The organism is Acidobacteriota bacterium (assembly GCA_016208495.1).
Taxonomy (GTDB): domain Bacteria; phylum Acidobacteriota; class Blastocatellia; order Chloracidobacteriales; family Chloracidobacteriaceae; genus JACQXX01.
On record JACQXX010000040.1, the window covers coordinates 46,307 to 62,319 of the forward strand.

Here is a 16,013-nt window from a genome sequence, read left to right on the forward strand (position 1 = left end):
AGGGATAACCAGATGGTGTAGAGTGACTCATCAAGCTGAAAGGTATTCCTTCACTCCTGGAGTGTGCTCCACAGATCTGGTTAGTTCACTGCCCTCGCCTCATGAGTTTGGCGATCCCAAGGTTTTCGACCAACCGGACAGTGAGCACGCTTGACTGAAATGCAACCATCCGGCACTTGCGGCGCTTACGGTGACCTGCAAGTGTAACCATTTGACATAGAAACAGTAACCTGCACATTGATTTGCCTGATTTTGCCCTCCACCACCAAACCGATTGACTGCAATTGGTGGAGGTAAGGTTCAGGCCCGGTACGTGGTGAAGCACAAACCCGTTGTTGATCCAATAGCCCTGACCTGGTTGGGGGTACGGTCACAACGAGGAAGGATATGTGTGTGAATACTGCCAGGGGATCCGTGTTGCTGAATCGCCGGTCCGTCCTCATCGGACTGTGTGCGTTGATTCAAATTTCCATCCTGTCAAGCCTGGTGTCTTCGATTGGATTCACCGGTTCAGGTGAGATGTCTCGTTCACATGCTCCACGGGCAGTGACGGCTCAAACGCTGTTTCCGCAAACCCAGCCTTCTCAAAATGGCACTGGGGTCGGCCCCGCGATTGCCACCACCCGGTTTGACCTGGTTGGGTTAAACATTGCCTCCGGCCCAATCACCCAGTCCGTCCCGGTCAATACCCCCACGGCGGTCACCACCACCCTCCAGGTACCGGTTGGGAGCAACCCCCAGCAAATTCTGGCGGGACTCAATCCGAATTATCGCATTCGGGGTGACCTGTCCGGTCCATCCTTTGCCATGCCGCGACCCCTGGAGGCCCGCATCGGCGAACCCCTGCTGATTCCCGTGATGTCCAAAACCGGTGACCACCGGGTGCAAAACCTGCGGGTGGTGGATACCAGCCTCCCTGGTGCGCCAGCCGTGGCCCCGGTTTCACCCGACGCGTGCAGCATCACCGTGATTGAGCAAATCCTGGTTTCCGAGGTCAAAGTCCGCGAACTCAGCTATGACGAAATTGTCAAAGCCGGAATCCAGGTCACGGATACCAATTATCAATTTTTCAACTTCACCCTCGCACTGGCGACCACTTCAACCGCCCAGGACATCAGCATTCCGGTGGCGTTTCCCAATACCCGGATTGCAGATCCCCGCCCACTGATCGGAACACCCCAGATTCCTCAAAACCAGACCCTCCAGGTGCCGGTGCCGGATGTGCTTCCGGTGATGCTCAAGCCGCTGCCATCTGGCGATTCCGATCCTGATTTCAAAAACGGTCTGGGCCCGGATGGTCAATTTCCCGCTCAAATCCCCGGACTGATTGTGTTCCCGGGCCGGGTTGGTTTTTTGAACCAGTTTTTTGAAGCAATTGTGATTGTGGCCAACGGGGCGCCCGACGGGAGTCCGCTGGTGCTCCGCAACCTGAAAGCCAAAGTTCGCCTGCCAAATAATGGGACGCCGACTGATCCGGCGGATGATCCGCTCCGGATTGTCGTCACCCAAACCGGAGGCGAAGTGACGGAACTTGAACTCCACGGGCTGGGCGCGGACGAAATCTACGGTACGGCGGATGACACACTGTCGTTTGCCCCGAGCCAGTCGGGGCAGGCGGCATTTTTGCTGGAAGGTGTTCGCGAAGGACTCCACACGGTTGCCTTTGACCTGGAAGCCAAACTTGATGGGCTTCCCATCGGGGAAGTCACCGTGGCCGGGGAAGTCACGGGGGCGGTTCTGGTCCGGGATGCCAGCTTTGCGGTGACGTTCACCCACCCGGCGGTGGTGCGGGCCGGCCAGGAATACACGCTGGCGATGACGATGCTCAACACGGGCAGTCGGGACATCCAGGGCGCCATTGCCCAACTTGCCGCAAACTCCATTTCCGGAGCGGAACTGATCGGAAACGACACCGGATCCAGGGATTTTCCGACCACCATTGGGCGCGGGGCTTCGGGAACGGTGACATGGCGGTTGCGGGCCAATACGACCGGGCAGGTCACGGCCTCCTATGTCAAAGTCGGGAGCGATGTTTCCGCCGGCCTGACGCTCACGACCGGAGTTGGAGACCGCAACGTTCCGTTGTCGCCGGATTCACTCATTTTGCCCGAACAGGTGAAGTTCTTGCCCGAAAATGTGGTTGATGCCGCCCGGGCCGTATTAGGCCAGGCGTGGAGCGTCGCCACCACCCCACGCTACATCCTGCCCGAAGGCGTGCTTCCAATCGAGCGTCAGGTCGTGGTGGATCGGGCGGTTGAATTAGGGGTTGCCGGGTTGCGGGTTGAATTTGGCGAACCAACGCCGGTTTCATTATTTACGGCACTCAGAGACTGGCTTGGAGAGTTACAAACGATTCCGGATCCTGGTTTGGCTGATGCGGTGCGGAATACGCCCGCCGGGTATCTCTGGGCCGACCAGCTTGGGGCACAGTTTCGCGCCACGCTGAATTCCAGTTCACAACCCGTCACGCCCGCCGATTTTTTTCAAACACTGGTTGAAACAGAATCGTCGAGGTCGCCATTGATCTCGGCCCTGATTTCACAGCCGGAAGGTCCGCCGGTGTTCGGGGCTCGATTGAGTGATGCCACAGGCAACCAGGTCGGATTCGGACCGGCTGAAACCGACCGGTTTGGCGATTTCCCCCAGGGCAGCGCGTTTCAGCTTGCGGAGTATGATGGGCTTGGGAATCCAACCACCAGTCGCGGGCAATTTCTGCTGGTTTCCAATCCGACCCCTGATGCCTGGAACCTGGAACTGTCAGGCTGGCGAACCGGAACCGGAGACCTGCGGCTGGCGCTTCCGACCGGGAATAATGCCTATCGCCAGTTCAGTTTTGAAAATATTGCTGTGACACCGGGTGACCGCTATCGGGTTCGGTTTCTGCCGTTCCAGAGCACGACGCTGGTGCTTGAAAAACTGGTCAATGGCAGCTATCAAACAGTCAGTACCGCCGTCACAAGCATAATCAATGAGCCGCCACCACGGGTGGTTGGGGTGGTTCAGGTGACGTCGGAGGTCCTGGCCGGAGGCGATGATTTTGGTCGGGTGATTGGGGTGTTGTTCTCCAAACCGATGAATAAAGCCGCGACGGTGGCGTTGAGTCGGTACACCATCGGCGGTGGTGAACTGGCTGGTTCAGACCCGGTCCAGCTTGTTGGCCGGCAGGTCAAAGCGACCAGTGCCCAGATCAATTTCGGCGACCGATTGGCGCTCCTGGCGCTGGATACGCCGGTTGGGCCATACCTTCGGCGGGAGTTGACGGTTCAAAACCTGGTGGATGCATCAGGGTTTGAGGTCAGTCCGTCTCCGCAAACGCTTCCGATTCAAATGCGGGTCTCACCCCAGGGAAATCCACCCGGAGGGTATGCCACCGGACGGGTGCTCAGTGCCGATGGCACCCCGGTGGCCAATGCCCCAGTGCTCTATTCAACGGTGGATTGTGGCCCTGAGAGTTTTGAATCACGGATGGTACTGGTTGCGGTGCAGTACACCGATGACCAGGGGCGATATACTTTTGACTACATTCGGAATAGCGCCTGTGGGATTCCTTCAACCTTTGAAGCGACCCATCCGGTGACCAGTTCCACCAAACGCCTGTCAACTCCGATTGTGTACGACGGACAAAAACTGGGGCTGGATTTTGTCTTTTTGGCGCGGGGGAGAATTCAAGGGCGGGTTTTGACGGCTGGAGTTCCATCGCCGAGCGCCTTCCTGAAAATTGTTCCGGCGCTGGATGTGGCCGGTACCAAAGTTGTTCAGGCGGATTCACAGGGAAACTATGTTGCGGATGACATCCCGGTCGGAAGCGTGTCGGTTCAGGCGGTGGCGTTCGGTACGCCGCCCCAGCCCAACGGCATCGCCAGCGGGTACATTGAAAGCGCCACCACACCGGCGATAGTCAACGTCAATTTACAGCCATTAAACGGTGTCATCAGCGGGCGGGTGGTCAATCCAAATGGAACCCCAGCTCCTGGATTACTGGCGGTCGTGTATAACAGTCCCGGCCAACCCCGGTCGCCACTTGGATTTGCCTATGGGGATGCCGATGGGAATTTCCGGATTACCAAACTTCCCTTGCAAAAAGTGTATCTGGAAGTGGTGGATTATGTAACCGGGCTGGCGGTTCAGCAGCCGGTGACGCTGTCGCTGTCGCAGTCAACCATCACTGGCGTGGTGTTGACCCTGCCGGGGTATGGCACCATCAGCGGACGGGTGGTGGATGACCAAAATATCCCTGTTCCAGGCGTGACGGTACTGGGTGCTGGACGAATTGAAGTCACGGACACGGTGGGGAACTATGTCTTGCAAGGCATAACAGCCGGAGTGCTTCAACTCACCAGCCCTGGAAACAGTCAGTTTTTCCCTGGTTCAGTCACGGTTCAGGTTCAGCCGGGTACGACGGTGACCAATGCCACTCTGGTCGTGCGGCGAAAACCGGCGCCGGGACTGATCCAGGGGTATGTGTATCAGGCGACCGGGGTAAATGGGACGCCCAGCCCGCTGGGTGGGGTGACGGTTACCTATGACGGCATCAATCCCGGCAGTTATGATGAAGACGGGAACTTTCAACCGTTGACGACGGTGACCAATGCCCAGGGATTTTATTCAATGACGAATGTCCCAACCACCGTGGTCCATACCGTCCGGTATGTCAAACGCGACGAAGGGCTGGCGGTCAATCTGAAGGTTGAGGTGCCGCCGGGTGCCACCCTCACGCGGGATGTTACGTTCCGCCCAGTCCAGATTCAGGGGCGTGTGTTTCAACCGGATGGTGTCACCGGAACCGTTGCCCAGGTCAAACTCAAAGCCCCAGGTTTTGATAGCCGTCCGGGGCCGGCCTTTGGTCTTTTTGACCCAAACGCGACCCCGTCATTTACCTTACAAACTGACAGCGCCGGACAATTTCAAACCGGCAAGCTCAACCCAGGGCCATATTCCGCCTCAACATCAAATGTCTTTTTTCCAGTCAAGGTGTCACGAAATGGTTTTTTAAGACCTGGTGAAAGTGCCAATTTGACATTTACGCTGGTTGATCAACTGGCTGGAAAACTCCAGGGAACGATCTTTCAGCCAGATGGCACGACGCCGGTGGGTGCCGGAGTTCAAGTGACGCTGGGCGGTGGCGGGCTGGCCGATGCGACGGTCCGCACTGACGAGACGGGCCACTATGAATTTGCCGAAGTCTTCACCGATGGAAATTATGTGCTCACGGCACTTGATCCAGTCACCGGCTTTTCCAACCGGACGCGGGTCGCCATGCGGTACAACCAGGATGCCGCAGCGGATCTGAGACTGCTTGGAACCGGAAGTCTGCGGGTGACAGTGGTGGATGGTGCTGGAATTCCGGTTTCATCCGGAACCGTCACGCTCACCGGGACGGCTTATCCCAATACCAGCCGGTTCACAACCATCCCGGACAGTTCCGGAATGGTCCAGTTCGACAATCTGCCGGAAGGCAGCTACACGCTACTGGCCTCGCGAACCGGCCTGTCCGGACGGGCTTCGGTAACGGTGGTGCGGACCCAGACAGTTGAGACGGTCGTCCAGCTTCAAAACGCGGGAACGGTTGAAGGCCGGGTCTATTTGCCTGGTGGTCAGACTCCTGTGGGGCTGGCGGATGTCAAACTGGCGCTGGGCGGACGGGTGATTGGGTTTGTGATTACGTCGGATGCCGAAGGGGAAGTTGGCACCTTCCGGTTTGAAGGCGTTCCCGCCGGAAACTTTACCCTTGATGTCTTTGACAACCGATCAGGCCGAACCGGGAGAGCAACGGGACGGATTGTCCAGCAAGGTGAAGTGGTGACCGTTGACGTGGAGTTGATTGCACTTGGGACCGTCACCGGGCAGGTCACCGCCAACGGCACACCGGTTGGTTCGGCCCTGGTCAGCCTGAGTTCAACCAGCAATGCCGGATTTTCCAATCTGCAAACCACGGCTGATACCGATGGCCGCTTCCGGTTGACCGGAATTCCCGCCGGACAATTTCAGGTGCGGGTGGTGAATGGTCCCGGTGGACTGGCTGGATCAACCACAGGTCAGGTTCCAGGTGGGGTGGAGCCGCTCCCCGAAACCGTGGCGGATATTGCGTTGACTCCAAGTGCATCGTTAACCGGAACCGTCTATCGGGCGGGCGGAATGGAGCGCGTTCCTGGGGCTGAAGTCACGATCACCGTCAATAACCGACAGTTTGGAACCAATGCGGATGAAACCGGGGTGTATCGGCTCGACTGGCTGCCACTTGGAACCGCTTCGGTGCTGGCCGAAGCGCCAACCGGAATTGATCGTGGCCTGGGAAGTGCTGTTTTGGACACGGCAGGTTCAACCGTGACCACTGACGTGATGCTTGACGGGATTGGAACAATTCGCGGACAGGCGACCGCGAACGATGGCAGTCCGTTAAACACTGGAACCGTGACCTTTACCAGCACCAGTGATCGGCCACAGGTGGTGGTGATTGCGACCGTTCAGGCCGATGGAAGTTATGAATTCCCACAGGTTCCAGCGGGAAGTTTCTCCCTGCGGTTGTCAGTGCCAAATGTGATCCGGGTTGGAACGGCGACGGGAACCGTGACGTCGGGCGGTATCCTCCCGATTGATTTACAACTGGCCGATGCCGGAAGCGTGCTGGGCCGGGTGAAACGGGCCGATGGCGTGACCAACGCCGCCAATGCCAAAGTCACGCTCCGGATGACGAGTGGGGCCAATCCCGGTGTGGTGTTTATTGCCTACACAGGTTTTCAGGGTACGTTCTTGTTGGACGGCATTCCGCTGGGCTCATTCTCAATCAGGGTGGAAGATGCCCTGACGCAGGGGGTGGCGGTGGTGCCGACCGCATCGCTGGCGACCAATAACCAGACGCTCGATCTTGGGACCTTGACCCTGGATGTGACGCCAATTCAGGTGCAATCAGTCACTCCAACCGATGGCACCGTCAATGCTCCGCGAACAGGCCCCATCACGATTGCTTTTTCAGAACCGGCATTGGCCAGCACGGTCAATGGTTCAACCCTGCGGCTCTTGAAAGGCACAACGAATGTGTCAGCCAGTGTGGCCCTGGCTGGTGATGGTCTGTCAGCCACGCTCACACCAACCTCGCCGCTTGAAGTTTTGACCACATACACCGTCGTGGTGACGACCGGCGTGACGGATCTGGTCGGGCTGGCGCTTCAGAACGAATTCCGGTCATCGTTTACCACCCGTGATGACGTTCCACCGACGGTGCAAAGCCTGACCCCGGCGAACAACAGCCGCCAGATTGCATTCAATACCACGATCCAGGCAGTGTTCAACGAAGCGCTTGATCCAGCTCAGGATCTGGCTGCCGTGCTCCAGTTCACGACCGATGCCGGACAGGCTTTGCCTGGAAATGTGGTGTTGGATGGAACGGGCAAAATTCTGACGTTTACCCCAGCCAGTCTGCTTGCGGAAAGCACCTTTTATCGAGCGACGGTCAGCGGTGCCAGAGATCTGGCCGGAAATGTGCAAACCGTGGCCGCAAATTCGCGGTTTCTGACGGTTGATACCACGCCGCCAACCATCACTTTATTCACCATTGGGGGGGCTCCGGCGGTTGAGGGAATGCAGGTCACCACCGAATTTCCAACCATTTCAGCATCGTTTACTGATGTCAACTCGCCGGTGAGTTACCAGATGTGGTTGGGACAACAAGGCTTCCCGCTGACTCAGGTGCGAAATGGAGCTGGATCCAGTGTTGCCTATTTCCCAACCCTGGCTTTGAATGAAGGAAATTACACGGTTGAACTCCGGGTCACCGACAGTGTCGGCAACCAGCAGACCCAGACCATCAATTTCACGATTGTGTTGCTTGGACCGCAAGTTCTGACCGTGACTCCGGCGGATGGCGCGACGGGTGTGTCACGAACCCCATCCATCATCATTGAGTTCAACCAACCGCTCAAACAAAGCACCGTCAATTCCAGCACCATCAGGTTGCTCAAGCAATTCACCCCAGTTTCAACCGTCATCGCACTGTCTCCTGACCGCCAGACGGTTTCGGTGTCGCCGGTTTCCCAACTTGATCCAGGGACGCTGTATACCATCGAGGTCACCACTGGCGTCCAGGATGATGACAATCGCCCGCTGGATGCGATTTTCAGAGCCAGCTTTACCACGATTGATAATCAGGCACCAGCCGTGGTGACGGTTTCGCCATCCAATAATGCCGTCAATGTGGCGCTCCGTCCGACGATCAGCGTGACATTTGACGAAGCCCTGGCTGCTGGGCAAACCCTGACCGAGATTGTGAAACTGGCGCCCGATGACACCCCAACCCAATTTCTTTCATTGACGGCCAGCCTGAGCGGCGATAGCCGAACAATTACCGCTCAACCTACAGTGGATCTGGCTGACAGTACCCGGTTTGTGGTTACAATCACCGGACAACGGGATGGAACGGGAAATACCCAGACCACGACGTTCACGTCGCGGTTTACGACGCTGGATCAGACCCCACCCGTGGTTAACCCGCTGAGCATTGACGGCACGATCCAGTTCACCTTACAACCGTTTATCAGTGCTACGTTCTTTGACAATCTGTCAGGCATTGATACCAATCAGGTCGTGTTGACGCTCGATGGAGTGACCATCACAACTGGGGTCAACATCTTTGGGAATGGCTTGAGTTACACCCCACCAGACCCACTGACGGTTGGGCCGCATACGGTCACGGTGCAGGTCAAAGACCGGGCTGGAAATACGAGTGCTATTCGCTCGGCCACCTTTACGATAGACAATACACCGCCGAACATCACGAGCTTCACGATTGACGGCCTGGAAGCGTTTGACGGCATTGAAATCAACAACACACTGCAACCGGAATTTATTATCGCCTACACCGAGGAAGGCAGCCTCAATGAAAGCCAGTCTTCGCTGGCGATTGGGTTGCAAAGCGAGACACCACAACCCGTTCCAGTGACCTTTGAATTCAACCAGCTTCGCTACCAGCCGCCTTCGCCATTTGCTTCAGGGGTGTATCGCGTGGTGGCCACACTGGTTGACGGACTGGGCAATACCACCACCCGGAGCATCACGTTTGCCTTGAGTGTTACCGAGCCGGTCATCGGCAGCGTTTCGCCCGCCACTGGTTCCCAGCACGGCGGCACCAGCGTGACGTTGCAGGGTTCACGGCTTCTGAATTCAACTGGAACCCCGCCGGTGGTTCTGGTCGGCAACCGTCCGGCGGTTGTCAAATCGGCGGTTGAAGGCCCTCCCGATCAGGTGGTGATTGTGATTCCAGCCAGTTCGCCTGGAAATGCTCCGCTTCAGGTCATCAATGACCGGGGGACAGGGTTAGCCGATCCAGGATTTGCCTACACCGCCGACCCGCGCACCCCGTTTGTGACTGAAGCCGACACGCGGCTGCTCTGGCATCTCGATGAACCGCAAGACGGGCAGGTCACCCTGGCTGATTCCGGGCCAACTGGACTCTTGACGGCAACGGCCTTTACCAGTTCGGTGGAAGGCCGCTTTGGCAGCGGACGGACCGCCCCAATCACGGGCGACAGTGAAACCGAGTCGCTGGCACTGGAAAATACCAGTTTCACCCTGGCAACCTGGTTTAAGGTTGGGGCAATTGATCGTCCATACACGCTTTTCGGCAAGGGAGACCCGTCGGGAAGCGATAGCCTGACGGCCTACACGCTGCAGGTTCTGGCCAATGGTGGCGTGCGTGGGCAGCTTTTTGATTCGGCTGACACGCTCTGGCAGGTGGAAAGCACCGGAGTTGTCACTACGGATGACCAGTGGCATCAGGCAGTGCTGACGGTTGACCGGGCAGGAACTATGGTGCGTCTCTCTCTGGATGGCGTCGAGGTTGGATCAGCCAATCAACCGGCAGGATTCGGAAATCTGAGGCTGGTTGAATCTTATCCAGTCTATGCCGGAGTGGCTGACACCACCGACGATACCGGCAATGAAACCAGTCCCGGTGAATTCCCGGGTATTCTGGATGAAATCAGGGTTTCTTCAAGCGCGCACACGGGCAGCCGGATTGAGCAATTGTATCAGGGCAGTGCCGGAACCCTCGGCCTCCAGGTGGTTTCGGTGTCGCCCCGGTTTGTGGTTCGGGGTGAATTGGCAACGGTGCGGGTGATCGGGTACAACCTGGCTGGGGCCACGGTGACGGTGCTGGATCCAGCCGGAACGGCCGTTCAAGTGTCATCGAGCCTGACCTCCGCCACCGAAGCCACATTCCAATTCACAATTGATTCCGGCGCACCGCTCGGAACCGCTCAGGTGACAGTTACTTCCGGACAAGGCACCTCCACAGTTCCGCTCCTCGTGCTTGATCCAAACCGCAGTCGCCCGCTGGTTGAATCCGATACTGCACTCCTGTGGAATCTGGATGAATCCGGCGACGGACAGCTTGACATCCTTGACGCCGGATCGTTTGGCATCACAGGTCAAAGTGGGTTTGCGTCCACGGCCCAACCCGGACGGTTTGAAGGGGGCCGGGCAATGGCGGACATTACTTCCGGTTCCGCCGGGCCAGTTCAGTTTCCAGCTTCGGATTTCACGGTTGAATGCTGGGTGAAAACCGGTCCAGTTGGACGCCGGTTTGTACTGGCTGGAAGTTCTCAGTATCAAAGCGGTTATGCGCTCAATGTGTTGCGGTCGGGTGCCGTCCGGGCAGAACTGACCGATTCCGTCGGTTTGATTTGGAAAGCCCAGGTGTCGCCGTCGGTCTATCACATCACCGACAACCAGTGGCATCAGGTCCTGATGACGGTCAATCAGACGACCGGGCAGCTCTCCTTATATATAGATGGTATGGTGCGAGCCTCCGCGACAAAACCGGTTGGGTTTGGACAACTGTTTCAAACCGGCCAGTTTTTGGCGGGTGTGTCAAGTTCGGTGTATGACCCGTTGGATGACGGCCCAACTGAGTTTCCAGGTACGCTGGATGCCATTCGGGTGTCATCAACGGCCCGTTCGGCAGAAAGCATTCAGGAACTCTTTGATGGAACGTCACCACTCCGGGTCGTGACGATTTCCGCCCGTGAAATCAACCGCGACAAGACCGGTCAGACCACGGCCAGCACTCAGGTAACCCTGGTTGGGACCAATCTGGATGGCATCACCGCCGACATCGTGCGAAATAGCACCTCGATTGGAACCGCCACGGTTGATAGTGCCACCTACAACCAGGCGCAGGTCACGCTGTCCATTCCGCCAAATACCACCCTGGGACCGGCCAATCTGGTGTTGAGCAAGGCCGGGCAAATTGACAGCCTGGTGCCGGTCTTCATCGTCGAGCATCGTCCGTTTGAAGTTGACGCCACTACCCGGCTGCTCTGGCATTTGGACGAAACCGACAATGGCAATCTCCAGCTCCAGGATGCTGGTCCATATAATCTTTCTGGGTACACCAGTTATGATTCGCGAGCTGTTCCGGGACGGTTTGCTGGTGGAAGACGGTTGGCGGGAATTTCGGCAGGTGCGTTCAACGGTGAATTTTCATTCGGGTCAGGTGCTTTCACAATTGAAGGCTGGGTCAAAACTTCGCCAGTTTCAAGAAGTTACACGTTGTTGGGGCTGGGAGATTCGCCAAATCAAACCAAACTGCAGCTTCTGCCGACCGGAACACTCATCGCTTCGCACCAGCTCTCCACGACCAACCCGGTTCAACTTGAACTTCGCCGGAGTGCCTGTCAGATTGACGATGGGAACTGGCATTCCCTGGCGCTGGTGACGGATGTTACCAATGGCCGGTTGACGTTGTTTGTGGATGGCGTCGAGCGCGCCACGACGAGCATGCCGGGTCAGCCGGTGACACCTGATTTCTTTTCACTGGTGGCTGGAAGTGCCAGCACTGATGACACCAGTGGAACAACGGGCCCCGAAAGCTTCCCTGGCATTCTCGATGAAATTCGGATTTCGGATGGTGGTCGTTCAGCGGCTGAAATTGCGGCGGTTGTTTTTGGGCCGGATTCACCGCCAGTCGTTTCTCCGGTTGTTTTTTCAGTGACGGAACCGGTTTTGACCCGAGGCGGTACGACCGTGATCGGGTTGAATGGTGCTGGACTGACCAGTGCCACGCTGACCACCAGTCAAAATGGAATCACGGTGACGGTTCAATCCACTTCGGCTTCGCGACTGGATGCCGAAATTTCAGTTGGCGCCACCGTGCCGCGTGGTCCAGTGACGTTTACCCTGACAACTCCGGCTGGAACGACCAGCGTGACACTGCTGGTGGCTACTCAGCAGCCGTTTGCCGATGCCGAATCTGACACCGTGCTTCTGTGGCATCTGGACGAACCCGGAGAAGGACAACGCCGGCTCTATGACAGCGGATTGATTGGCATTGATGGATTTTCAAGCGGAAACTCCCGATCAGTCGGTGGACGCTTTGGAACTGGACGGACCAAACCTGGGGCGTCCAGCATTCGAGTCGCCGATCAGCTCGACGTTGTGTCTTCTGGATTTACCCTGGAAACCTGGATCAAAACCAATCCGGTTGGCCAGACTTATACCTTGCTTGGAAAAGGAGCCACCACCGGGGAAGACTCACAAACAGCGTACGTCCTGCAGTTGCTTCCGTCCGGATTGATTCGGGCACAGCTTTTTGATGAAAACGGGCTGGAATGGCGGGCCGAGGTGCCAGCTTCAACCGTGGATGTAACCGACAACATCTGGCATTTCCTGGCTGTGACAGTTGACCGTTCTGGAAATCAACTCCGGCTGTATGTGGATGGAACGGAACGGGTTGCAGTTGCAATGCCGGGTGGATTCGGCACCCTTCGGACGACAGCGAATGAGTTCTTTGCTGGAACCTGGGATCAGGCAGAGCCGGTCACGTTCGGTGGTCCACCGGAATTTCCTGGAACGCTGGATGAAATCCGGGTGTCGGACATTGCCCGCACCGCACAGGAGATTTCCAACACCTGGCTGGGAACAGACCCGCCGTCCGGTGGCACCCAGTTGAGTATCACGTCACTTTCACCTGATTTCCTCACGATTGGCGAAGAAACCGTCATTCGGGCCACGGGTGCCAATTTGGAAAATGCCGGTGTTACCGCAACTGATGGTGTCGGGAATCCACTTCCAGTCGAGGTGCTCACCACCACCGCCACCGAAATCCAGTTCAAAATCACACCGGCGAATGGAACCGCCATTGGAATGGCTGACGTGGTGATTTCATCACCAGCCGGTTCGGTCACTCGCAATTTGCGGCTGGTGGATGTGACCCGGATTCGTCCAGCGGTTGAGTCGGATACCGTGCTCCTCTGGCGGCTGGATGAACCAACAAATGGGTATCTCCAGGTGGAAGACATTTCGCCAAATGGAATTCGGGCCCAAACCAGCGCGTCATCCGAAGCCGTTTCCGGACGGTTTGCAGGTGGTCGGTCAAAAGCTGATATCTCAGCCGATTCAAATCCGATCCTGGCGCCTGGATCATCGAGTTTCACACTCGATTTCTGGGTCAAAACCCCATCGGTTTCCACTCCGGCACTGCTGGCTGGGGTTGGAACGCCATCGGGCTACTTCGGAGGTTCAAATTTCAGTCTGGCCTATGGCGTGGAATTGCTGCCAACAGGCAGTTTGCGGGCCGTAGTGACTGACCAGAGCCAGAAAGCGATGGTGGCAACATTGTTCCCAACCACCTATCAGGTCGCTGATGATCAATGGCATCAGGTAGTGCTGGTGATGGATCGTCAAGCCAGTCGTCTCAGTCTGGTGGTGGACGGAGCTGAACGCGCCTTTACCCCGATTCCATCTGGGTTTGGGCCGGTTGAACCTGAAAATTCGCTGGTGATCCGCCCACTTGGCGGGTCTCAGGTGACTGGTGAAACGGTCTTCCTCCAGATCGGCCCCTTTGTTGGAGCGATAGACGAAGTCAGGATTTCCTCCACCGCTCATCCGCTGTCACGGGTGCAAAGTGATTTTCAAGGCACGAGCCCATACCGGCTGACATCATTTGGAGTGCCTGATTTACAACGAACCCAAAGTGGCGGAAATGCCATAACCCAACTCACCGTGGAAGGCTATGACCTGACCGGGTTGACTGCCGAAGTCAGGCGCGCCGGCCAAGCTTTTGGTGCGACAACTTCAGTCACTTCAGTTGGATACCGACAGGCACAGGTCGAAATCACGGTGCCTCCGGCCACCACACTGGGACCAGCCCAACTGGTGCTGTCAAAAGCCGGGTTTGCCGACACGGTTTTTGACATCGCGGTTATTGAGCCGGCGGCTCCGGCGGTGGAACCTGAAACGTTGTTGCTGTGGCAGCTTGATGAACCCGGCACCGGTCAGGTGACCCTGTTTGATGGCGGACCACTGGGATTGCCGGGAACGACGGCCACGGCTTCGGTGGCGGAGTCAGGTCGGTTTGGGTCAGGTCGGTCACTGGCCAGAATCACGGCTGTGGCCAATGCCCGCGAACTCGAATTTGGTACCACCAGCTTTACCCTGGACACCTGGGTCAAGACCGGTCCGCTGGCAACTGATTACACGCTGGTTGGCAAGGGACGGGAATTTTCGGCCACCTTCAACACTGAATTGAACCTTCGGGTGACCAGTCTTGGGAAACTGGCGGGTGAAGTTGTTGATCAGGCTGGTGTTGTCTGGCAATCGGAAACCACGCTGGCTGATGGTCGGATCACGGACAACCAGTGGCATCACGTCACGATGGTGGTGGATCGGCAGGCAAACCAGTTGCGGCTGTATATTGATGGCGAACTGCGATCAGAAACGGCGATGCCTGACGGGTTTGGCAGCCTGCGCCTGGCAGGGTATCCCGTCTTTGCCGGGTTCTATCGTGGGTCACTCCCGTTTGGTGAACCACAGGAATTTCCAGGCATTCTGGATGGCATTCGGATTTCCTCCGGGGTGCGGAGCGCTGCCCGGATTGCCCAGGATTACATTGGGTCGGATGATCCACCGCCAGCCACCACGCTTTCAGTCAACAAGGTGCTGCCAGCCTATGTCCATCGTGGGGCAACGACCGCGCTTTCAGTGCGAGGGTTTGGTTTGGAAGGAGCAACCGTCAGTTTTGCTGATTCGGAACTTTCCGCCACGGTGACCCAATCAACCGCCGCCCGGCTGGAACTCAATGTCACGGCGACTGGAAGTGCAACCCTTGGAACGGTTCAGATGACAATCACCGCCGCCAACAGCCAGACGACGACGGTTCCGGTGACGGTGGTCAATCAGCAGCCGTTTGCGGACGCAACGGCCAGTTCACTGCTCCTGTGGCATCTCAACGAAACCTTCACCGGCTCCGGCACGGTTGTCAGTACCGCCACTGGAACGCCGGTCAACGGCTCCGCCTCATTTAATTCCCGACCTGCCACTGGACGCTTTAACGGAGGCCGGGAACTGGCCCGGATTCAGGTCTCCAACGATTTCGGACGCCTGACGATGGGATCATCCAGCTTTACCGTCGAAGGCTGGTTTAAGTCATTCACGGTGAATGGGACGTACACCCTGGCTGGAAGATCGGCCATCTGGGAGTCAGCGTTTTCCCCAACCGATCAGATGCCATTTGGAATTCAATTGCTTCCATCCGGGAAACTCCGCGGGCGAATCCTCAACGCCAGTGGGACATCAGTTGAAGTCCAGGCCGAAACCCCGCTGGCCGACGATGGAACGTGGCATTACGTGGCGCTGGTGGTGAATCGGTCAAACGGGACGGTCAAGCTCTACCTGGATGGAACGGAACGCGCTTCGTCAACCATTCCAGGTGGATTTGGAAGTCTGTCAACCACGACTCAATTGTTTGTCGCCGGGCGAATAGATGTCTTTCAAACCAACAATGCAGATGCTCCAACCGAATTTCCCGGCGTGCTCGACGAATTCCGAATTGTGAATACCGCCCGCACGGCGGCGGAAATTGAAAGTACGTGGACCGGGGAGTAGTGAGGGATGAGGGATGAGGGATGAGGGATGAAATCAAACATGCAGGATTGTCGCTTTTGGTTTGTCCTTTAAGTCCTTTAAATCCTTTAAACCCCTTCAATTGCAGGACAACGGGTAAAACAGTGAAACGGTGATTT

General features: G+C 57.1%; 1 protein-coding gene. It reads left to right on the forward strand.

All coding sequences use genetic code 11. The features are described 5' to 3' along the window. Positions 1–387: 387 nt before the first annotated feature. On the forward strand, positions 388–15,876 hold the full coding sequence (locus tag HY774_06930) for an Ig-like domain-containing protein (GenBank protein ID MBI4748206.1): 15,489 nt from the start codon (positions 388–390) through the stop codon (positions 15,874–15,876). Positions 15,877–16,013: the final 137 nt, after the last annotated feature.